This is a genomic window from Arthrobacter sp. PsM3, from assembly GCF_030433895.1.
Lineage (GTDB): Bacteria > Actinomycetota > Actinomycetes > Actinomycetales > Micrococcaceae > Arthrobacter.
This window is the reverse complement of the sequence record NZ_JARUXE010000039.1, coordinates 15,845-36,442: the sequence shown is the minus strand read 5'-3', so window position 1 is coordinate 36,442 and position 20,598 is coordinate 15,845. Positions and strand designations below refer to the sequence as shown.

Below are 20,598 nucleotides of genomic sequence, written 5' to 3'. Positions count from 1 at the left end.
ATCATCCGCCAGATCCCGCAACGGATCGATCCCCCGGAACGGATCCGTGTCCCGCGGTTGCGCATCGGCGGAGGGCAGCTCCGCGCCGGATCCGATGAAAGCAGCAAGCGCAGCCGTGGACGCCGTGACGGCCGCCAGGGCCTCCCTGCTCTCCACGCTCAACGCTGCTCCGCTAGCCACACTCAAAGAATATAAGGGGCCTCCGACAGTAACTGGTTGGTTGCCGCGTGAACCTGGAACGACCGACAATCCGAGGGGATCCTGCTCCAAACGAGTGCTGCCCGGGCGTTGATCCTCCAGCACCCAGACCGGCGGCATCACGGCGACATTTTCAGTGGGCTCAGCGCAGCGGCGGCGCAGTCATCGACGGCCGAAGCGGATAGCGGTATTTAGGCGGTTTCCCGCACGCCGTCCGGGGCGGGACGTTCCTGGTGTTCGACCGGGCATCCGGAGTCGGCCGCTTTTGCCGCGGGCTGTTCGACTGTGATGCCGTACAACGCCTCCAGGGCGGCGACATAGTCTTCCTGCTGGCCGTTGGCGGCGAGCTCCCGGGCCCGGACCGTCGGGACGTGCAGCAGCTGCTTGACCATCCGGCGGAGCGCGAATTCAACTTCCTCGGCCGCGGCGGTGCAGCCGTGGCGGGCCCGGACTTTTTCCATTTCCGCGTCCAGCACGTTCATGGTGTGCCGGCGCAGCGCGACAATTGCAGAGTCCACCGATCGGGCCTCGCGTTCCTGTTCGAACGCGCTGGCGGCGCCGGCCACAATGCTGCTGGCCTGGGCCAGAGATTCGGCCTGCTCCTGCGGGGCGGCCAGACGGACCGACTCCAGCGTGAGGAGTTCGACGCCGTCGAGGCCTCCCACGGCGGGATCAAAGTCGTGTGTGAGGGCCAGATCGATGGCGATGAGGGGCTGCGGTGAGTCCGCCCGGACCCTGGCCAGTTCCCCGGCCTCGACCCGGGTGTCCGCGCCGCTGCAGCCGATCATGATGTCCGCGGCGGCGACGGCGGACGGGAGGGTGTCGCCGTCCAGAGCGGTGCCGCCGCGGGTGGCGACGAAACCGGAGGCACGGCCGGAGGAGGAGTAGACAGAGACGTCGGTGCAGCCGCGTTCGCGAAGCAGGGACATGGTGGCGCCGGCGTAGGCGCCGGTGCCGAAGACGACAACCTTCTTGGTGGACCAGTCGGGGTCCTCGGAGAGCTCGGTGGCGAGGTCCAGGGCAACGGAGACTACGGAGAGGCCGCGCGCGCCAAGTGCGGTCTGGGCTCCTACGTCCTTGGCGGTCTTCGACGCCGCCTGGAACAGCCGGACGAGGCCGGAGCTGGCCGTGCCCTCGTGCTGGGCGGTAATCAGGGCCCGGCGCACCTGCCCGGCGATTTCGCGTTCACCGACGACGGCGGAGTCCAGTCCTGAGCTGACCGAGAAGAGGTGCCGGGTGACGTCTGGTCCTGTGCGGGTGTTGAAGGAACGCGCGACGAGCTGTTCGTTGAGTCCGGTGGATCCGCTCAGCTGGGCGATGAGGGCCGCGCGGGCGTCGTCGACATCGTCCGGGCGGGACGCTTCACCGTAGATTTCGAAGCGGTTGCAGGTGGCAAGCACAATGGCACCCGCCACGGCCGGCGATCCGGCGAGGGCGGATGTGGCGAGCTCTGAAGCGCCGGTGCTCAATTGAGCAACGGTCTCGAGGTCGATGTCGGCGTGGGTCGCCACCAGAGAAAATAGAACCACAGCAGGACAATCATAGCTTTTTCGTGCCGGCGTAGAACAACCAGGGGGCATGTGACCGCACACACCGGTGTGTGATTCCCGCCTCCGCCCGGGCCCGCCCCGCACCGCTGCCTGTGTCGGTGACAACCTGTCGTTATCTTTTGGGGCCGATTTTCGGCACAATCGAAGGCATGACTCCTCGCACTGCGGCAACTCCTGAAATCTCCGGCCTCGACGCCGGGCACCCGCTGATGGACGGCCGCACCGCGGATTCCCCGCTGATCACCGCTTACCGCGGCGGCAAGCCCTCCCGCCGTCCCGTCTGGTTCATGCGCCAGGCTGGCCGCTCGCTGCCGGAATACCTCAAGCTGCGCGAGGGAGTCGCGATGCTGGACTCCTGCCTGCGCCCCGAGCTGGCCTCCGAGATCACCCTGCAACCGGTCCGCCGCCACGACGTCGATGCCGCCATCTTCTTCTCCGACATCGTCATTCCGCTCAAGCTGGCCGGAGTCGGCGTCGATATCGTCCCCGGCGTCGGTCCCGTCCTGGACAAGCCGGTCCGCACCGCAGCCGATGTCGCCGCGCTTCCCCAGCTGACGTGGGAAGCCCTGGAGCCGATCCGCGAAGCCGTCCGGCTGACCGTGGCCCAGCTGGGGAAGACCCCGCTGATCGGCTTCGCCGGCGCACCGTTCACGCTCGCCGCCTACATGGTGGAAGGAAAACCGTCCCGCGACCACCTCGGCCCGCGCACCATGATGCACGCCGATCCCGAGACCTGGACCGCACTGGCGAACTGGGCCGCGGACGCCTCAGGCATGTTCCTCCGCGCACAGCTCGAAGCCGGCGCCTCCGCCGGCCAGCTCTTCGACTCCTGGGCGGGCTCGCTCGGCCTGGCCGACTATCAGCGCTTCGTCGCACCGGCCTCGTCCCGTGCACTGGACCACGTGCGGGGCCTCGGGGCCCCGCTGATCCACTTCGGCACCGGCACCTCTGAGCTGCTCGTCGCCATGCGCGACGTCGGCGTCGACGTCGTCGGGGTGGACTACCGGCTGCCCCTCGACGAAGCCAACCGCCGGCTGGGCGGCTCGGTGCCGCTGCAGGGCAACATCGACCCGGCCCTGCTGTCCGCACCGTGGGAGGTGCTGGCAGCACACGTCCGCGAAGTCATCGCCGCCGGCGCCTCGGCCCCGGGACACGTGCTGAACCTCGGCCATGGCGTGCCCCCGGACACCGATCCTGACGTGCTGACGCGCGTCGTCGAGCTTATCCACTCGATCTCTCCGGAGTAGGGCATGGAGGCAGCGGGCGGCACCGCCCTGGGGGCCGCAGCGCAGACCGCCGTCGTGGTGGGCGGCGGGGTCTCTGGACTGCTTGCTGCGCGCGAGCTCGCCCGGGCCGGCGTCCGCACCACGGTCCTGGAGGCCTCCGGTGCCTGGGGCGGCTGCGTCGGCAGCCACGTGGTGGCAGGGCTGACCCTGGACAGCGGCGCCGAGTCCTTCGCTACCCGCTCCTCCGCTGTGGCCGACCTGGCCGGCGAGCTCGGCCTGGCCGCCAGTATCGTGGCACCCAATCCCGGTGGTGCTTGGGTCCAGTTGCCCGATGGTCCGCGTGAACTTCCCCGCACCGGTGTCCTCGGCATCCCGGCCAACCCCTGGGACCCGGAAGTCCGCCGCTCCCTGGGCCTCACGGGTTCACTCCGCGCCTCGATCGACAAGCTGCTGCCCGCCTCGCTGGGTACCAAAGACGGGGCCACGAGTGTCTCGGCGCTCGTCAGGGCGCGGATGGGCCGGCGCGTGCTCGAACGCCTTGTGGCCCCCGTTGTCGGCGGCGTCCACTCCGCGGACCCGGACGTCCTCGACATCGACATGGTGGCACCTGGCCTGCGCGCGGGGATCCGGGAGCACGGATCCCTCGCCGCCGCCGTCGCGGCCCAACGCAATGGATCGCAACCCGGGCCGGCGGCACCGGCCCCGGCGCCACCCGGGCTGCAGAAGGCGGGGTCGGCCGTCGCGGGACTGCGCGGCGGCATGCACACCCTCGTCTCCGCACTGCTGGCCGAGCTGCGCCGCCAGGGCGTGACGCTGCTGGGCGGCATACGGGCCGACTCCGTGGAGCGCACTGCCGGCGGCTGGCGGGTGTCCACCGGCGGCACCGCGCACGACGCCGGGCTGCTGGTCGTCGCTGTGCAAGGCCCGGCCGCCGTCGCGCTGCTCGCCGGTGCCCTGCCGGAACTTGCCGGCCGCCGCCCCGAGGCCGGACCCGACGTCAGCCTGGTCACGCTGGTGGTGGATCTGCCGCAGCTGGACGCCCGGCCGCGGGGGACAGGGGTCCTGGTCGCACCGCAGAGCCCGGGGATCCAGGCCAAGGCCCTCACCCATGCCACCGCCAAGTGGGCGTGGCTGGCCGACCAGGCCGGCCCCGGCACCCATGTTGTCCGGCTGTCCTACGGTCGCGGCGACGCCCGGCACGGGGTTCAGGCACGCCCGGAACCCCGCACTGACGCCGAGCTGTTCGCAGCTGCCCTGAAGGACGCCTCCTCCCTGCTCTCCGTGCCGGTCACCGGCGGGGACGTGGTGGACTGGGACGTCGTGCGCTGGGGCGGGGCACTGCCCTTCGCCTCGCTCGGACACAAACGCCGCGTCGCCGAGGTGCGGAGCATCTGCGCGGCGGACGGCACCCTGGCCGTGGTGGGTGGCTGGCTTTCCGGCAACGGCCTCGCAGCGATCGTTGCCGACACCCCGAAGCAGGTCAGGCAACTGCTGTCCTGAGCCGCGCCGGGACCCAAAGATCCGGGCCCAAAATCCGGGAGCCAATGCCGACTCCCGGTACCGGGAATCAGGGCGAACAGCAAATTTTCCCCCGCGTCCTGCGGCGGCTAGGCTCGACCACCATGGTTACTTGCAGGTCGAACGTCCACAAAACGCAGGCCGGCCACCATGGGGGACTTCGACGCGGCATGGCAGCCGCAACGCTCGGAGTGGTGCTGGCTCTATCCGCAGGCGCGCCCGCCTCACAAGCCGCCACGGGGCCGGCGGCCCCTGCCTCAGGTTCTTCCGGGACGGACCTCCTGTCCGTTGACCTCAATGGTTTGGCCGGCGGCCTCTTCGAGCCGCTCAAGCGGCCCACCCCAACGCCCTGGCCATCGAGCCCCTCGCCCCAGGCCACCGCCTCCGAGGAACCCTCCGCACCCGGGCCAAGCCGCACCCCGAGGCCAACTCCCACGGAGCCCGTCACTCCGCAGCCCGTGGCACCACCCGTGCCAACTGGGCCCGCGGCCCCGCCGCCTGTCACGCCTTCTCCGGCCCAGCCGGCCCAGCCGGCCGTGCCCGCGGTCCCCGACCCGGGGGAGCCGGTAGCGGAGCCGGCACCGGCCGCCGAAATCCCTGCCGGGGCTCAGGCCCCCAACGAAACCCCGGCGGCGCCGTCGAACACGGCAGCCCCGTCGAACCCGGCAGCCCCGTCGAACCCGGCAGCCCCGTCGAGCACGGCGTCCGCCTCCCCGACAGCCCCGGACCGCTCCGCAACTGCGCAGGCCAAGCCCCGCTCAGGGAGTACCTCGATGGAGGCAACGTCAACGCGTGAACCGTTCACAGCGCCGCTGCTCGGACTGGGCATTGGCCTCGTTGTCCTCTCCGTGATCGCCGGCCTCGTGGTGCTGCGGCTGCGCCGCGTCTGAGGTCCCGGCGGGCGCTGCCGGGCACTCCGGATCCGGGGCGGAATCCCTATCGATGTGAAATTACGCACTTCTACGCGTTGTAGAAGTGCTTGATTTCGACTTAGCTGAGGCGAAGGGGCAGACTGGTATGCATGAGCCACACTTCTGCCGAAACTGTCACTAAAACCGAATCAGCAAGCGAAGAATCAGCCGAGCAGTTCTTCACGCTCTGGACGGTTTTCAAGCGCTCCGCCGACGTGGTCCGCAGCGGCGATGCTGCCGAAGACTTCGATGCCCTCATCGCGCGGCTGGCCGAGGCAGGTGTGGTCCACCGCGGCAGCTACGACGTGTCGGCGATGCGCGCGGATGCCGACATCATGGTCTGGCTGCATGGACCCCAGCCGGAGGCCCTCCAGCGCGCCGTCCGGGACATCCGCCGCAGCAAGCTGTTCGCCGGCACGGAGATCGCCTGGTCCGCCATGGGCGTGCACCGTGAGGCCGAGTTCGCCAAGAACCACACCCCTGCCTATTCCCGCGGCGTCGAACCGGCGGAGTGGCTCTGCGTCTACCCCTTTGTGCGCTCCTACGAGTGGTATCTGCTGCCCGACGCCGAACGCGGCGCGATGTTGCGCGACCACGGCATGCTGGGCCGGGACTTCCCCCAGGTCATCTCCAACACCGTGTCCTCCTTCGCTCTCGGCGACTGGGAGTGGATCCTCGGCCTGGAAGCCCCCGAACTCGTGGACCTCGTGGACCTGATGCGCCACCTGCGCGCCACGGAAGCCCGCCACCACGTCCGCGAAGAAATCCCGTTCTACACCGGCCGCCGGGTGGGCGCCGCCGAGATTGCCGAGGTCCTTTCATGAGCCCGCTGGATCCCCAGGAAACTGACACCGCCACAGGCGAAACAGCCCTCAACGCGGTCACCGAAGCCGGCCGGATGGCCCCCAAGGACTACGACGCCGTGCTCCTCGCCTCCTTCGGCGGCCCCGAGGGCCAGGATGACGTCCTTCCCTTCCTTCGGAACGTCACCCGCGGCCGCGGGATCCCGGACGAGCGGCTCGAAGAGGTCTCGCACCACTACCGCGCCAACGGCGGCATCAGCCCGATCAACCAGCAGAACCGCGAGCTCAAGGCCGGCATCGAGGCCGAACTCTCCGCCCGCGGGATCGAACTGCCGGTGTTCTGGGGCAACCGCAACTGGGCCCCGTACATCCCGCAGACCCTCCAAGACATCTACGACGCCGGGCACCGCAAGGTCCTCATGGTCACCACAAGCGCGTATTCCTGCTACTCCAGCTGCCGCCAGTACCGTGAGGACATTGGCGTCGCGCTGACCGACACCGGCCTCGACGGCAAGCTCGAAGTCGACAAGGTCCGCCAGTACTTCGACCACCCCGGTTTCGTCGAACCGTTCATTGAAGGCACCGCCGCCGGCCTCGCCGACGTCCGCGCCAGGCTGGCCGCGGCCGGCACCCCGGACGCGCCGGTGCACATCCTGTTCGCCACACACTCCATCCCCACCCGCGACGCCCAGGCGGCGGGCCGCTCCGAGGCCGAACCGCGCCACTTCGAGGAGGACTCCGCCTACGTCGCGCAGCACCTCGCCACCGGCACCGAAGTCATCCGCCGGGTGGAAGCGGAGACCGGCGACACCGCACCCTGGTCCCTCGTCTACCAGTCCCGTTCCGGGGCCCCGCACGTGCCGTGGCTGGAACCGGACATCAACGACGCCATCGAGGAACTCGCCGGCCAGGGCGTCAAGGGCATCGTGATTGTGCCGCTGGGCTTCGTCAGCGACCACATGGAAGTTGTCTGGGACCTCGACACCGAAGCCCTGGAAACCTGCGCCAGGCTCAGCCTCGCCGCGAGCCGCGTCCCCACCCCCGGGACGCACCGCAAGTTCGTCGCCGGAATCGTGGACCTGATCTGTGAGCGGACCGCCGCGAACAACATCGCCGACCGGCCGCACCTGACCAAACTGGGCCCCTGGTACGACGTCTGCCGCCCGGGCTGCTGCGCCAACTTCCGCGGCGAAAAGCCCACCATTGCAGGCGCCGACACGACCATCGGCACCGGCCACGCCCCCTACCCGGCGGCCGCCACCGCCGCCACCTCCGCGCCGGCGGCGGGTCAGGAAGCACTGTGACCGTCCGGATCGGAACCCGCGCCAGCAAACTGGCACTGACCCAGACCCAGCAGACCGCTGACCAACTGGCCGCCGTCGGCGGATTCCCGGTCGAACTGGTCCGCATCCGCACCGACGGCGATGTCCTCACCGGATCGCTGTCCCAGATGGGCGGCACCGGGGTTTTCGTCGCGGCCCTGCGCGACGCCCTGCTGCAGGACGCATGCGACGTGGCTGTGCACTCGCTCAAGGACCTGCCCACCGGTCCGGCCCTGGGACTGACGCTCGCGGCGACGCCGAAGCGCGTCGACGTCCGCGACGTGCTCTGTGCCCGGGACGGGCTCAAGCTCGCCGACCTGCCCGCCGGCGCCACCGTGGGCACGGGTTCCCCGCGGCGCGCAGCCCAGCTCCGGGCCGCCCGCCCGGACCTGGACATCCGTGACATCCGCGGCAACGTGGATACCAGGCTCGGCCGCGTCCCCGGGCTGCCGGGCAACAGCACCGACGCCGTCGTGGACGGCAAGAGCTGCGACCTCGACGCCGTGGTGCTCGCCGCCGCCGGACTGCACCGGATCGGCCGGCTGGACGCCGTCAGCGAGTTCCTTGAACCCGACGTCATGCTGCCCGCCGCCGGGCAGGGTTCCCTCGCGATCGAATGCCGCTCCGCCGATGCGCCGCGCAAGGCAGGATCCACCGAGGGCTCGCAGGGCGTGCTGGCCCAGGCCCTCACCGCCCTCGACGACCCCGACACCCGGCTCGCCGTCACCGCCGAGCGGGCGCTCCTGGCCCGCCTGGAAGCCGGCTGCGCCGCGCCGGTGGGCGCCTACGCCTACCGCAAGGGCAGCCTGCTGCACCTTGAAGCCGTGGTGTGCGCCGTCGACGGAACAGCCACCATCCGGGACCGGAAGGCCACGGACGGACTCACCGAGGTCGGGGCGACCCTGCTCGGAATCGAACTCGCCGAAGTCCTGCTCGCCCAGGGTGCCGCCGACATCGCGGACCTGGCCGCATCCTGATCCGCGGAATTCTTCAATTCATGGGACGGCACAGTGCCAGAAACGCCCGCGCCCGCACCCCCGCCGCGGACGTTCGGGTCAACGGTGAACAGGCCGGGCAGGACGCCATGAGGGGGCCCCACGGCGCCCGGATCCTCGTCGCCCGCAGCCCGGACCGTGCGGCGGAGCTTGTCAGTGCCCTGCGCGCCGTCGGCGCAGAGCCGCTGCTGCTGCCGCTGATCGACTTTGAGGTCGCCAGCGACCAGCACTCCCTGGATGTCGCGTTTGACGCCCTGGGCGCCGGCGCCTACAACTGGCTCGTGGTCAGCAGCGTGACCACGGTCCAGGCGCTCGAGGTCAAGGCCACCGAGCGCGGAACCACGCTCAGCAGCTGGCTCCCGGGCAGCCTCCTGGTGGCAACGATCGGGCCCGCAACGCGCCGTTTCCTCGAATCCAGGGGAGTCGCCGTCGACCTCTCACCCACGGGGCGGCAGTCCGGCGCGGGGCTGACCGACATCTGGCCAGAGCACCAGGGCAGCGTCCTCCTGCCGCAGGCGGACATCGCCGACCCCCGGCTCCGCCGGGGGCTGGAGGCCAGGGGCGCCTTCGTCCAGGCCGTGACCGCATACCGCACCGTGGATTTCCCGGCCGACCCCGGCCGGAGCCTCGCCGCGTGCCAGCCCGCCACGGCCTCCGGGGATAGTGCAGCCCCTGGAACGCCCCTGGACACCGGAGCCGCCGTGCTCACCCCGGCCCAGGCGAAGGCCGAAATCGTCGCCGGCCGGCTGGACGCCGTCGTCGCCGCTTCCCCCAGCGCAGCCCGGCGCATCCACGAGGACCTCGCCCCGCTGGGTGACTGCCGTTTCGTCGCCATCGGGCGGTCGACCGCCGGCGAGGCTGAGGCGCTCGGCCTCACCGTCGCCGCCGTTGCCGAGGAACCCACCGCCTCCGGCCTGGTCGACGCCGTCATCCGGTCGCTGGCAGATCGGCCGTCCCCACTTCATCAGCCAGTCGCAGAGCCCACAGCAAAGGACACCATATGAGCTTCCCGACCCACCGCCCCCGCCGGCTCCGCACCACCCCGGCCATGCGCCGGCTGACGGCTGAGCACCGCCTCTCCGCTGCGGAACTGATCCTTCCCGCCTTCATCCGGGAAGGACTGTCCGAGCCGAACCCGATTGCGTCGATGCCCGGGGTGCAGCAGCACACCACCGAGACGCTCAAGCGCGCCGCAGCCGAAGCCGTGGGGCTCGGCGTCGGCGGCATCATGCTCTTCGGCATCCCCGCCGTCCGCGACGCCACCGGCACCGCGTCGCTGGACCCGGACGGCGTGCTGAACAAAGCCATCCGGGACGTCCGCGCCGAGGTCGGCGACGAACTGGTCATCATGAGCGACGTCTGCCTGGACGAATTCACCGACCACGGGCACTGCGGGGTCCTCGACTCGGGCGGCTATGTGGACAACGACGCCACGCTGGAGATCTACGGCCGGATGGCCGTGGCCCAGGCGGAGGCCGGCGCCCACGTGCTGGGCCCGTCGGGGATGATGGACGGCCAGATCGCCGTGATCCGCCAGGCGCTCGAGGCAGCCGGCCACGCCAACACCGCGGTCGTCGCCTACGCGGCGAAATACGCGTCCGCGTTCTACGGACCCTTCCGGGAAGCCGTCGACTCGCAGCTTAAAGGCGACCGCCGCACCTACCAGATGGACGCCGCGAACCGCCGCGAGGCGATCCTCGAAGTGGAACTGGACCTCGAAGAGGGCGCGGACATGGTCATGGTGAAGCCGGCCATGAGCTACCTGGACATCCTCGCCGACGTCGCCGCCATGAGCCCGGTCCCGGTCGCGGCGTACCAGATCTCCGGTGAGTACTCGATGATCGAGGCCGCCGCCGCCAACGGATGGATCGACCGCCGCGCCGCGATCACCGAGTCCGTGCTGGGCATCAAACGGGCCGGGGCCAACATGGTCCTGACCTACTGGGCGAGCGAACTCGCCGGCTGGCTGAAGGAATCCTGATGCACACGTCGACTGACCCGGCGTCCGCGGCGAACCCCACGTCCCCGGTAGGGCCGGGGCGTATTCTGCTGGGACTGAACAGCTTTGGCGACGTCGGGGTCTTCCCCGACGGGCACCCCGTGCCGCACGCCCAGGTGCTGCGGCAGCTGCTGGAACAGGCCGAACTCGCGGACGAGGTGGGACTCCATGCCTTCGGGGTGGGGGAGCACCACCGGCGCGACTTCGCAGTCTCCGCTCCCGAGGTGTTCCTCGCCGCGGCGGCCGCCCGCACCAAGAACATCCGGCTCGGCTCCGCCGTCACGGTCCTGAGCTCCGATGACCCCATCCGCGTCTTCCAGCGCTTCTCCACCGTGGACGCCATCTCCAACGGCCGGGCCGAGGTCATGCTGGGGCGCGGGTCCTTCGTCGAGTCCTTCCCGCTTTTCGGCCTCGACCTGGCCGACTACGAGATCCTCTTTGAGGAGAAGCTCGAGCTTTTCGACAAGGTCCGCGCCCAAAAGCCCATCCACTGGGAGGGCCGCACCCGCACGGCCATCAACGGGCTCAGCGCCTACCCGCCGCTGGAACACCACCTGCTGCCCGCCTGGATCGGCGTCGGCGGGACCCCGGAGTCGGTGCTGCGCTGCGCCGAATACGGCTACCCGATCATCTTCGCCATCATCGGCGGACAGCCGCGGTCCTTTGGCCCGCTCGCGAACCTCTACCGTGAGGCGATGGCCAAATACGGCCACCCGATGCAGCAGATGGCCACGCATTCACCGGGCCACATTGCTGCCACCGACGAGGAGGCGCGGGAGGAATTCTTCCCGCACTGGCTCGGCCAGCGCAACCTCATCGGCGCGGAGCGCGGCTGGGGCCCGGGCAACCGCGCCGAGTTCGACGCCATGTGCACCCCCGAGGGTGCCCTCTACGTCGGATCCCCGGACACCGTTGCCGCGAAGATCGCGCTGCTGAAGCGCCACCTCGGCGTGGACCGCTTTGACCTGAAGTACAGCAACGGCACCCTGCCGCACAAGGCCATGATGCGTTCGATCGAGCTGTTCGGCACCGAGGTGGCCCCCCGGGTCGCCAGCCTGCTGGCCGGGGCCGCGCAGCCCCGTTGAAGGCGACTGATCCATTGAATGCGACTGAAAGAATAGGAACCATGACTTCCAGCCACCCTCGCAACGAGGAACTCTTCGACCGTGCCCGCCAACTCATGCCCGGCGGCGTCAACTCGCCGGTCCGTGCGTTCGGCTCCGTCGGCGGGACCCCGCGTTTTATCGTCTCCGCGAAAGGCCCCTACCTGACCGACGCCGACGGCGCCGAATACGTCGACCTCGTCTGCTCCTGGGGCCCGGCGCTGCTGGGGCATGCCCATCCGGCGGTCCTCGCCGCCGTGCACGCCGCCGTCGACCGGGGGCTCTCCTTCGGCGCCTCGACGCCGGATGAGGCCAACCTCGCCGCGATCGTCCAGGAGCGGGTCCTTGCCGCCGAACGCGTCCGGATGGTCTCCACCGGCACCGAGGCAACCATGACCGCCGTGCGGCTGGCCCGCGGCTTCACCGGCCGGAACCTCATCATCAAGTTTGCCGGCTGCTACCACGGGCACCTCGACGGCCTCCTCGCCGCGGCAGGCTCCGGCCTGGCGACCCTCGCGCTTCCTGGCTCGGCCGGCGTCACGGCCGCCACCGCCGCCGAGACCCTCGTGCTGCCCTACAACGACCTCGCCGCCGTCGAGGCCGCCTTCGCCAAGCACGGTGCGAACATCGCCGCCGTCATCACCGAGGCCGCGCCCGCCAATATGGGGGTCGTGACGCCGGGAGAAGGCTTCAACGCCGGCCTGTCGCGCATCACCCGGGAGCACGGTGCCCTGCTGATCCTCGACGAGGTCCTCACCGGCTTCCGTACGGGGTACTCGGGCTACTGGGGACTCACCGGCGGGGCGGCCGACGCTGCCCAGCCGTGGACCCCGGACCTGCTGACGTTCGGCAAGGTCATCGGCGGCGGGATGCCGACGGCGGCCCTCGCCGGCCGGGCCGAGGTCATGGACTACCTCGCCCCGCTGGGCCCGGTCTACCAGGCCGGCACGCTGTCCGGCAACCCGGTGGCGATGGCCGCCGGCGTCGCGACGCTGACCCACGCCACCCCCGAGGTCTACTCCTTCGTGGATGCCCGCTCACTGGAGCTCTCCGCGGCACTTTCCTCCGCGCTGGAGGCGGCCGGGGTGGACCACTCGATCCAGCGCGCCGGTAACCTCTTCTCGGTGGCATTCGGCACCTCCGCCCGGGGCGTGCACAACTACGACGACGCCCAGGGCCAGGAAGTGTTCCGCTACGCGCCGTTCTTCCACTCCATGTTGGACTCCGGCGTCTACCTGCCGCCGTCCGTCTTCGAAGCCTGGTTCCTGTCCGCCGCGCATGACGACGCCGCGATGAACCGGATCTTCGATGCCCTGCCCGCGGCTGCCAAGGCCGCGGCCGCCGCGACGGCCTAGCGCCGGACACGGCAACAACACGGCGGCCGTTCCGCCGTCGTGGTTAAACACTTGGGGCACCCGCCGCGGCGGGTGCCCCAAGTGTTTTAAGTTGCAGGTCTGCGGACTAGAGGACGTCCGAGAGGAAGCCCTGGAGCCTTTCCGTCTGCGGATTTGTGAAGAGCTGTTCCGGCGGACCGGACTCCACGACGACTCCGGCGTCCATAAAGGTCACGGTGTCCGAGACGTTGCGGGAGAAGCCCATCTCGTGCGTCACCACCACCATGGTCATGCCGCCCTTGGCGAGGTCGGCCATCAGCGCCAGGACACCCTTGACGAGCTCCGGGTCGAGGGCCGAGGTGGCCTCGTCGAAGAACATCACTTCCGGCTTCATGGCCAGCGCCCGCGCAATCGCCACGCGCTGCTGCTGCCCGCCGGACAGGTTGGCCGGACGGACGTCCGCCTTGTGCTTGAGCCCGACGAGGTCGAGCTGCTCCAGGGCTTCGGCCCGGGCCTGCTCGGCCGGGAGTTTGCGCAGCTTGCGCAGCGCGAGGGAGACGTTGTCCACCACGGTCTTGTGCGGGAACAGGTTGAACTGCTGGAACACCATGCCGATACGCTGGCGCAGCTCATCCGGGTTGTCTTTCAGGACCGAGCGGCCATCCAGCAGGATGTCGCCCTGGTCCGGTTCGATCAGGCGGTTCATCACGCGCAACAGCGTGGACTTGCCGGAGCCGGAGGGACCGATCACCGAGGCGGTGGTGCCCTTCTCGACGTGGAGGTCGATGCCGCGGAGGACGTGGTTGGTGCCGAAGGACAGGTGCAGGTTCTTGCCGGTCAGCGAGCCGGAGGCGAATTCGCTCATGGCTGGGCTCCCTTCCCGATCAGGGCTGCGGCGTCGTCCGGCTGCTTCTTCTCCGGACGGCCGGTACGCAGGCGGTTGTCGATGTAGTTGACCAGGTGCGTGAGGGGGACCGTCAGCACGAGGTACATTGCGGCGGCAGCGATCAGCGGGGAGAGGTTTCCCGTGTTGGCGGCAGCATCGTTGCCGATGCGGAAGATCTCCCGCTGGCTGGCGAGCAGGCCCAGCAGGTAGATCAGGGATGAGTCCTTGATCAGCGAGATGAACTGGTTGACCAGGGCCGGGAGCACCCGGCGGATGCCCTGCGGGATCACCACGAGGCGCATGGAGGAGTTGTAGCTGAAGCCCAGCGCCCGGGAGGCCTCGAGCTGTCCCTTTTCCACGCTTTGGATGCCTGACCGGAAGATCTCCCCGATGTACGCCGACGCCATCAGCGTCAGCGCCAGGATGCCCAGCGGAAACGGGTTCGTGGATCCGGTCAGTTGCCGGATCACGGGTCCAAGGCCGATCCCGATGAGCAGGATGACGACGATAGCGGGGACGCCGCGGAAAATATCCGTGTAGATCCTGGACAGCACCCGCAGCGGAGTGCTGCGGGACGTGCCCATGATGGCCAGGACCATGCCCAGGATGCACCCGAGCACGCCCGAGGAGACCGCAAGGATCAGCGTATTGGGCAGGCCGACCTTGAGCATGTTCGGGATGACAGCTGCCATCGCCTCCCAGTCAAAGAAGGTCTTTGCGAGTTGATCGAGTGCATCCATGGACTAGGACTTCGGGACGGTGACAGCCTTGGAACCCGGGGACCACGTGGCCGGGGTTTCGCGGTCCGGGTACCATTCCTTGGTCAGCTTGGACCAGGTGCCGTCGGCAATTACGGCGTCCAGGCCGGAGTTCAGCGCGTCAATGAGCGGCTGGTTTTCCTTGTTGACGGCGTAGGCGGTGAAGTTCTGGGTGTTGACAACGGACTCGGCGATGACCGTGCCGTCGCCTTCCTTGACCTGGCCGGTGGCCTGCTGGGACGGAGCGACCCAGGCGTCGACCTGGCCGTTCTTCAGGTTCGCGTAGGCCGTGTTGTAGTCCTCAAAGCGGACAGGCTCGATCTGCAGCGTGTTGGTGACGTAGTCGTCCTGCACGGTGCCCTGGACGACCGCGATGCGGGTGTCCTTGGTCAGGTCCTTGAAGCCCTTGATCTTGTCGTCCTTCTTGGCGACAACCGCCATGAAGCCGAAGTCATAGCCGTTGGTGAATCCCACGGTCTTGCGGCGGGCGTCCGTGGTGGAGATCGAGGAAGATCCCAGGTCGAACTGCTTGTTCTGGACCTGGGAGAGCAGGGAAGCGAAGCCGGTCGATTTGAACTCAACCTTGAGGCCCAGCTTGTCCGCGATGGCGCGCAGGAGTTCATTGTCGTAGCCGGTGAACTTGCCCGACGGGTCGATGAAAATGTTCGGCGGGGCGTCCGAGAGGGTTCCGACGGTGAGGGTGCCGTCGCTCAGCAGGCCAAGCTTGGACTTGTCGATCTTGTCCAAGGGGGTGACGTCCTTGGTCGTGTACTTGTCCAGCGAGGTCTGGTCGCTGCCGGCGAGGGCATCGGTGGCGGACGCGGACGATTGCGCTGAACCGCCGCCGCAGGCGGCCAGGGAGACGGCAATGGCGATCGCCACAGGAACAGTAGTCAGCCACTTCAAGGCTTTGGATTTCATCGCGCAAACACTTTCGTCGGAAGTTCGTGGGTCGCGGGGGAGAACATCGTGCCCCGCCTCAGGGCTTGGGCGCCCCGGGGGGCAGGCAAGCCGCAAAATATTATTGTGTCACCTGTCCCTGCGGGTGTTTCAAATCGAATTAGTGCACGGCTGGACGTGCCGGGATCGAATTTGTTCCACGCGTGCAGCGCGCAGGCCGGTATCTGAGTAGCCGAGCCCGGGCGCAACGGAACGAATGGCTGGGGCAGTCGGGGCCGCCGGGCTGCCCTTGCAGTGTGAGTTCCGTCGCAATCGCTGGAAATGCGGCTCCCGGAGGTCTATTCCCCGGCGTCCTGTTGCCTAAGTTTCGTTTTAAGAAGTCCCGGCGGCCTAGAAGTCGCCGCGGCTGGCGTCCTCGGGCGGCAGGACCGGCCAGTCGCCTTCAATCACGGCAGCTGGCTTGGTCTTGCGCAGGTAACTCTGGAAATCGGAGGCCTGGGCCGAGGCCCATTCGATCTGCAGCTGGTGCAGGTGGCTGGCCGGCATCCGAAGCTTCGGGAACTTCCCTGCCATGGCGTCGAGCATGCGCGAGGTGGCCAGGGCGTCCGCCGCCGAGGTGTGGGCGTTGTCGAGGTCCACGCCGTATTCCTCGCAGAGGGCGGTGAGGGTGCGCTTGCCCTTGCGGTACCGGTCCACCTGTTTGTTCATGATGTACGGATCCAGCACCGGGAAGCGGCTCAGCTGCGGCACGCCGTACCGGGCCGACTCGGCCGCGAGGACGGTGAAGTCGTAGCTGGCGTTGAACGCGATGACCGGAACGCCGGTGTCGAAGAGCTCCTGGAGCACCGCGGCGACCTCCCGCGTCACCTCCGCGGCAGGGCGGCCTTCGCTGCGGGCCCGCTCAGTCGTGACGCCATGGATGTCGCTGGCCTCCGTGGGAATTTCGACGCCCGGATCGGCGAGCCATTCGTGTTCCTTGATGACCCCGCCCTCGGCGTCCACCACGGTGATGGACGCCGTGACGATCCGCGCGGCACGGGAGTTCCTGCCGGTGGTTTCAAGGTCGAAGGCTGCGCGGGGGAGGGTGTTCCAAGTGCTCATGCTTCAACGCTACCTGCTGCCACCGACGGTAAGACGCCACCGCCCGCGGCCGGGCCCGGCGTGGCGCCGGACGCGCCGCAGCGCGGCCGGGCAACGCCGCCGGCGGCCCGAATCGGAGCCGGCCGCTAGGCTTGTGCCATGCGGATGGAGTATGTGGAAGCAGTGCTGGACGTGGTGGCATTGATCCCCGCAGGCACCGCCGTGGCGTACGGCGACGTTGCCGAACTCCTCGGCTCCGGCGGTGCCCGGCAGGTTGGTTCCGTGATGAGCCACCATGGCAGCGCAGTGCCCTGGTGGCGGGTCCTCAAGGCCAATGGTGACGCGCCTCCCGGGCACGAGCGTGAGGCCCTGGCCCTGTACATCCTGGAAGGAACCCCGCTGCTGGGAAGTCATGCCGAATACCTCCGCACCGGCGAGGGGCGGTGGCGTGTGGACCTGACGGCCGCCCGCTGGGCACCAAACGACGGCGAGTTCGATGCGATCGACGCCGTTGCCGAGCGGCTGGAACGCTCCGTGCGCAAACTGTCGGCCCCCGATGATGAAATGACTGTGTGAGCATCCCCCGCAAGAACCCCGAGTCCCGCCCGCCCACATCAGCACTTCGCCTGCTGCCGCCCCGCAAGCTGCACAGTGCGGTGCCCGTGCTCTCCGCGGACCAGCTCGCCGCCGTCGACGTCCCGCATGGCTCCGGCCCGGTCCTGATCCCCGGCGCGCCGGGCACCGGCAAGTCCACCGTTCTCGTGGAGGCCGCCGTCCGGCGTGCGCAGCGGGACGGCCTCGATCCGGAACGGATGCTCATCCTTGCCCCCGGACGCCTCGCCGCCGATTCGCTCCGGGACCGCTTCACCGCGCGGCTGGACCGCAGCTTGAGCACAACGCCGGCCCGCACCTGGGCGTCCTACGCTTTCGACCTGATCCGGCGTGCCAAGGCGGAAGGGATCCTGCCGCTGCCGCGCCCGCCGAAACTGCTGTCCGGCCCGGAACAGGACCTGATCATCAAAGAACTCCTCGAGGGCCACGCCCAGCCCGGACTTGAGCTGCCGTGGCCGGAGGATTTGGGCGCGGCACTGCAGACCCGCGGATTCCGGCAGGAGGTCCGCCAGCTCTTTGACCGGATCATCGAATCCGGCCGGACCGCCGAGGACCTCGTGGTCCTCGCCCGGCGCTGCCACCGGCCGGACTGGGTCGCCGCCGCCGGCCTGTACGCGGAGTACCGCGACGTGCTCGACCTGCGCATGCCGGAATCCTTCGACCCGGCCGGCATCATCACGGCCGCCCGCCAGATTTTCCAGGACGAACCCGACTTCCTGGCCGCCGAACGTAGCAGGCTCCAGCTGGTCCTGGTGGACGACATGCAGGAAGCCAACCCTGCCGTGTTCGAACTGCTCGCGGACATTGCCGCAGGCAAGGAGGCCCTCATCACCTTCTCCCCGGACACCGTGGTGCAGGGCTTCCGCGGCGCCCGCCCGGACCTCGTGGCGGAGCTTCCGCAGTTGCTCGCCCCCGCCGGCGGGACCGTCCTCGAGCGGCCGCTCTGGACCGCCCACCGCCACACCCCCGCGGTCGCCGAGGCGTGGCTCGCCGTCGCCGGACGGATCTCCCGCCGCGCCGGCGGCCAGTCCGCGCGCCGGCTCGAACAGCCCCACCTGGAGGCGCGGCCGGACCGGCCGACCCGCGACGGGGATCCGGCGCAGCCTCGCGTCCCTGCACAGACCGGGGCTGCCGGCCCCTCCCACGGAACGGTGGAGGCGCACCTGCTGCCGTCCCCGGTGCACGAACTGCGCTACGTGGCCCAGCGGATCTTGGAAGCCCAGCTCAACGACGGCCGCGAACTCGGCGACATCGCCGTGGTCGTGCGCAACGGCGGCCAGCTCAGCCAGCTGCAGCGTTACCTCGCCGGCCAGGGCATCCCCGTCCGGATCCCGGTGGCCGAATCCGCCGTCCGTGACGAGGTCGCAGTCCGGCCCTTGCTGGACGCCTACGCCGTGGCCCTGGACCCGGCCGTGCTGGGCCCCGAGGCAGCGGTGGCGTTGCTGACCTCGCGGATCGGCGGCGCCACAGCGATCGAGCTTCGCCGCCTGCGCCAGTCCCTGCGCCGGGAGGAGCTCCTGGGCGGCGGCGGCCGCACCAGCGACGTGCTCCTCGTCGAGGCCCTGCTCGAACCGGGCGCACTGGCGACCCTCGGCATCGAGGGCCACTCCGCACGCAGGATCGCCCGGATGATCCAGGCCGGACGGGACGCCGCCCAGGCTCCAAGCGGCAACGCCGAAACGGTGCTGTGGGCACTGTGGAACTCCACCGGACTCGCCTCGCGCTGGACCGAGGCGGCGCTGGCCGGGGGAGCAGCCGGGGCCCGGGCGGACCGGGACCTCGATGCCATGATGGCCCTCTTCCACACCGCCGAGCGCTTTGTGGACCAGCTGCCCGGTTCCGGACCGGAGCAGTTCCTTGAATACCTGCTCAGCCAGGAACTCCCGATGGACACCCTCGCCGCGCGGGCGCAGCTGGAGGACGCCGTGGAACTCATGACCCCGGCAAGCGCCGCCGGCCGGGAATGGCCCGTGGTCATTATCCCCGGGCTGCAGGAAGGGGTGTGGCCCAACACCAGGCTCCGCGGCGAACTGCTCGGCAGCACCCTGTTCGCGGACGCCGTCGAGCACGGCGTGGAATACGCGCTGCAGCTCGATCCCCTCAGCCGGCTGCGCGAAATCCGCTACGACGAGCTGCGGAGCTTCTCCACCGCGGTGTCGCGGGCCCAGCAGGTGCTGATCTGCACCGCCGTGTCCTCGGAGGACGAACAGCCCTCCTCGTTCCTGGATTACGTGGCGCCGCTGGGCCCGGACCGGGAGCGGCGCGGTTTTACCCCGGTGGAGCGGCCGCTCACGCTGCGGGCGCTCGTGGCCGAGCTGCGCCAGTACGCCCAGCTCGACGCCGGAGCCCCCGAAGCCCTGGAAGCCAGTGCCGTTCTGGGTGCCCTGGCGGCCGCCGAACCGCCAGTGCCGGGCGCCCACCCTGAGAGCTGGTGGGGCCTTGCGCCGCTGTCCACGGACGAGCCCGTCGTTCCGCCGGGCGGCACCGTTTACGTCTCGCCATCGAAGGTGGAGACGGTGCAGAAATCGCCCCTGGACTGGTTTGTCCAGGCGGCCGGCGGCGAGGCCGCCACCGACTTTGCCCGCAGCCTGGGCACCCTCGTCCACGCCATCGCTCAGGACCTTCCGGATGCCTCCGGCAGCGAATACCTCGCCGAGCTCGTCCGCCGCTGGCCGGCGCTTGGGATGAAGGACAACTGGGAGGGCAAACTGGACTTCCAGCGCGCCGAGTCGATGGTCCGCAAGCTCGCCCAGTACGTGCTGGTGATGCGCAGCGAAGGCCGGTCCCTGGTCGGCGTCGAGCAGGACTTTGAGGTCAAACTCCCGGACGTGGTGGACCCGGCCGGAAGCACCGGCCCTGCCGCGGGCGGCGATATCGACGGCGGCCCCTGGCCCGCCCGCCCGGCCGTTCTGCGCGGCCAGGTCGACCGGCTGGAGATCGACGCCGAGGGCCGGCTCGTCGTCGTGGACCTCAAAACCGGCAAACGTCAGCCGGGCAAGGCCGACCTTGCAAGGCACCCCCAGCTGGGCGCCTACCAGGCGGCGGTGCTGGCCGGAGGGTTCCCCGGTCCCGACGACGGGCCGCCCCCGCTGCCCGGCGGGGCCGTCCTCGCGCAGCTCGGCACCACCACCAAGAGCCCGGGCATCCAGGCCCAGACGCCGCTGGACCCGGCGGACAACTGGGCCCTGGACATGGTGGGCGACGCCGCCCGGGTGATGTCCGGGAACACCTTTGAGGCCCGCCACGATCCGTCCAAGGGCGGCCACGGTGGCCACGGCTGCCGCCTTCCCGAAGTCTGCCCGCTGTGCCCGCGGGGAAAGCAGGTTACCGAATGAGCACCGACACAACACCTCCCCCTGGCTCGGACCCCGTTCCCGCAGCCGCTCCCGCAGCCGCTCCCGCA

18 protein-coding genes are annotated in these 20,598 nt (G+C 69.8%); 12 read left to right on the top strand and 6 right to left on the bottom strand.

The window, feature by feature from the left end; all coding sequences use genetic code 11:
* A partial coding sequence (locus QCD75_RS17870; protein WP_301230752.1) for a hypothetical protein occupies positions 1-180 on the bottom strand: 180 nt, incomplete at its 3' end.
* A gap of 209 nt (positions 181-389) precedes the next feature.
* Positions 390-1,727: a glutamyl-tRNA reductase gene (locus QCD75_RS17865; RefSeq protein WP_301230751.1), complete on the bottom strand. Its 1,338-nt coding sequence runs from the start codon at positions 1,725-1,727 to the stop codon at positions 390-392.
* Positions 1,728-1,897: 170 nt separating this feature from the next.
* Between QCD75_RS17865 and hemE the strand changes: the two genes are divergently transcribed.
* The 10 genes from hemE to hemL all read left to right on the top strand — a co-directional run bounded on the left by hemE (position 1,898) and on the right by hemL (position 12,980).
* On the top strand, positions 1,898-2,995 hold the full coding sequence (hemE, locus tag QCD75_RS17860) for a uroporphyrinogen decarboxylase (protein ID WP_301230750.1): 1,098 nt from the start codon (positions 1,898-1,900) through the stop codon (positions 2,993-2,995).
* Positions 2,996-2,998: 3 nt separating this feature from the next.
* Positions 2,999-4,474, top strand: coding sequence for a protoporphyrinogen oxidase (hemG, locus tag QCD75_RS17855; RefSeq protein WP_301230748.1), 1,476 nt, complete (start codon positions 2,999-3,001; stop codon positions 4,472-4,474).
* Positions 4,475-4,662: 188 nt separating this feature from the next.
* On the top strand, positions 4,663-5,382 hold the full coding sequence (locus QCD75_RS17850; protein WP_301230747.1) for a hypothetical protein: 720 nt from the start codon (positions 4,663-4,665) through the stop codon (positions 5,380-5,382).
* Between the two features lie 131 nt (positions 5,383-5,513).
* On the top strand, positions 5,514-6,227 hold the full coding sequence (gene hemQ / locus QCD75_RS17845) for a hydrogen peroxide-dependent heme synthase (RefSeq protein ID WP_301230745.1): 714 nt from the start codon (positions 5,514-5,516) through the stop codon (positions 6,225-6,227).
* Positions 6,224-7,510, top strand: coding sequence for a ferrochelatase (locus tag QCD75_RS17840; protein WP_301230744.1), 1,287 nt, complete (start codon positions 6,224-6,226; stop codon positions 7,508-7,510). Before hemQ ends, QCD75_RS17840 begins: the two co-directional genes overlap by 4 nt.
* Positions 7,507-8,505, top strand: a complete 999-nt coding sequence (gene hemC, locus QCD75_RS17835) for a hydroxymethylbilane synthase (RefSeq protein WP_301230743.1) — start codon at positions 7,507-7,509, stop codon at positions 8,503-8,505. The genes QCD75_RS17840 and hemC overlap by 4 nt, the downstream gene beginning before the upstream one ends.
* A 20-nt stretch (positions 8,506-8,525) precedes the next feature.
* Positions 8,526-9,527: a uroporphyrinogen-III synthase gene (locus tag QCD75_RS17830; RefSeq protein WP_441005511.1), complete on the top strand. Its 1,002-nt coding sequence runs from the start codon at positions 8,526-8,528 to the stop codon at positions 9,525-9,527.
* Entirely contained in the window at positions 9,524-10,504 is a 981-nt protein-coding gene (hemB, locus tag QCD75_RS17825; RefSeq protein ID WP_301230742.1) for a porphobilinogen synthase, read from the top strand. The genes QCD75_RS17830 and hemB overlap by 4 nt, the downstream gene beginning before the upstream one ends.
* The gene (locus QCD75_RS17820; protein ID WP_301230741.1) at positions 10,504-11,607 is read left to right on the top strand and encodes an LLM class flavin-dependent oxidoreductase; all 1,104 of its coding nucleotides are present in this window, start codon (positions 10,504-10,506) and stop codon (positions 11,605-11,607) included. Before hemB ends, QCD75_RS17820 begins: the two co-directional genes overlap by 1 nt.
* Before the next feature lie 41 nt (positions 11,608-11,648).
* The gene (gene hemL / locus QCD75_RS17815; protein ID WP_301230740.1) at positions 11,649-12,980 is read left to right on the top strand and encodes a glutamate-1-semialdehyde 2,1-aminomutase; all 1,332 of its coding nucleotides are present in this window, start codon (positions 11,649-11,651) and stop codon (positions 12,978-12,980) included.
* Between the two features lie 106 nt (positions 12,981-13,086).
* Here hemL and QCD75_RS17810 read toward each other — a convergent pair whose 3' ends face one another.
* The 4 genes from QCD75_RS17810 to QCD75_RS17795 form a co-directional block, all read right to left on the bottom strand.
* Positions 13,087-13,824 carry an amino acid ABC transporter ATP-binding protein gene (locus tag QCD75_RS17810; RefSeq protein ID WP_301230739.1) on the bottom strand — a complete coding sequence of 246 codons (738 nt, stop codon included), beginning with the start codon at positions 13,822-13,824 and terminating at the stop codon, positions 13,087-13,089.
* Positions 13,821-14,585, bottom strand: a complete 765-nt coding sequence (locus QCD75_RS17805) for an amino acid ABC transporter permease (protein ID WP_301230738.1) — start codon at positions 14,583-14,585, stop codon at positions 13,821-13,823. Before QCD75_RS17805 ends, QCD75_RS17810 begins: the two co-directional genes overlap by 4 nt.
* Before the next feature lie 3 nt (positions 14,586-14,588).
* Positions 14,589-15,524, bottom strand: coding sequence for an ABC transporter substrate-binding protein (locus tag QCD75_RS17800; protein WP_301230737.1), 936 nt, complete (start codon positions 15,522-15,524; stop codon positions 14,589-14,591).
* Positions 15,525-15,893: 369 nt separating this feature from the next.
* On the bottom strand, positions 15,894-16,604 hold the full coding sequence (locus QCD75_RS17795; protein WP_301230736.1) for a 3'-5' exonuclease: 711 nt from the start codon (positions 16,602-16,604) through the stop codon (positions 15,894-15,896).
* A 138-nt stretch (positions 16,605-16,742) separates the two neighbouring features.
* Between QCD75_RS17795 and QCD75_RS17790 the strand changes: the two genes are divergently transcribed.
* Together QCD75_RS17790 and QCD75_RS17785 are read left to right on the top strand one after the other, a co-directional pair.
* A complete protein-coding gene (locus tag QCD75_RS17790) occupies positions 16,743-17,159 on the top strand; it encodes an MGMT family protein (protein ID WP_301230735.1) in 417 nt (138 codons plus the stop codon).
* Positions 17,160-17,161: 2 nt separating this feature from the next.
* On the top strand, positions 17,162-20,530 hold the full coding sequence (locus QCD75_RS17785; protein WP_441005512.1) for an ATP-dependent helicase: 3,369 nt from the start codon (positions 17,162-17,164) through the stop codon (positions 20,528-20,530).
* Positions 20,531-20,598: the final 68 nt, after the last annotated feature.

Excerpts from the sequence above, each read along its gene's own strand:
- hemE (WP_301230750.1), top strand. The coding sequence starts at position 1,898 with ATGACTCCTCGCACTGCGGCAACTCCTGAAATCTCCGGCCTCGACGCC.
- hemG (WP_301230748.1), top strand. The coding sequence starts at position 2,999 with ATGGAGGCAGCGGGCGGCACCGCCCTGGGGGCCGCAGCGCAGACCGCC.
- QCD75_RS17850 (WP_301230747.1), top strand. The coding sequence starts at position 4,663 with ATGGCAGCCGCAACGCTCGGAGTGGTGCTGGCTCTATCCGCAGGCGCG.
- hemQ (WP_301230745.1), top strand. The coding sequence starts at position 5,514 with ATGAGCCACACTTCTGCCGAAACTGTCACTAAAACCGAATCAGCAAGC.
- QCD75_RS17840 (WP_301230744.1), top strand. The coding sequence starts at position 6,224 with ATGAGCCCGCTGGATCCCCAGGAAACTGACACCGCCACAGGCGAAACA.
- QCD75_RS17830 (WP_441005511.1), top strand. The coding sequence starts at position 8,526 with ATGGGACGGCACAGTGCCAGAAACGCCCGCGCCCGCACCCCCGCCGCG.
- hemB (WP_301230742.1), top strand. The coding sequence starts at position 9,524 with ATGAGCTTCCCGACCCACCGCCCCCGCCGGCTCCGCACCACCCCGGCC.
- QCD75_RS17820 (WP_301230741.1), top strand. The coding sequence starts at position 10,504 with ATGCACACGTCGACTGACCCGGCGTCCGCGGCGAACCCCACGTCCCCG.
- hemL (WP_301230740.1), top strand. The coding sequence starts at position 11,649 with ATGACTTCCAGCCACCCTCGCAACGAGGAACTCTTCGACCGTGCCCGC.
- QCD75_RS17810 (WP_301230739.1), bottom strand. The coding sequence starts at position 13,824 with ATGAGCGAATTCGCCTCCGGCTCGCTGACCGGCAAGAACCTGCACCTG.
- QCD75_RS17805 (WP_301230738.1), bottom strand. The coding sequence starts at position 14,585 with ATGGATGCACTCGATCAACTCGCAAAGACCTTCTTTGACTGGGAGGCG.
- QCD75_RS17800 (WP_301230737.1), bottom strand. The coding sequence starts at position 15,524 with ATGAAATCCAAAGCCTTGAAGTGGCTGACTACTGTTCCTGTGGCGATC.
- QCD75_RS17795 (WP_301230736.1), bottom strand. The coding sequence starts at position 16,604 with ATGAGCACTTGGAACACCCTCCCCCGCGCAGCCTTCGACCTTGAAACC.
- QCD75_RS17790 (WP_301230735.1), top strand. The coding sequence starts at position 16,743 with ATGCGGATGGAGTATGTGGAAGCAGTGCTGGACGTGGTGGCATTGATC.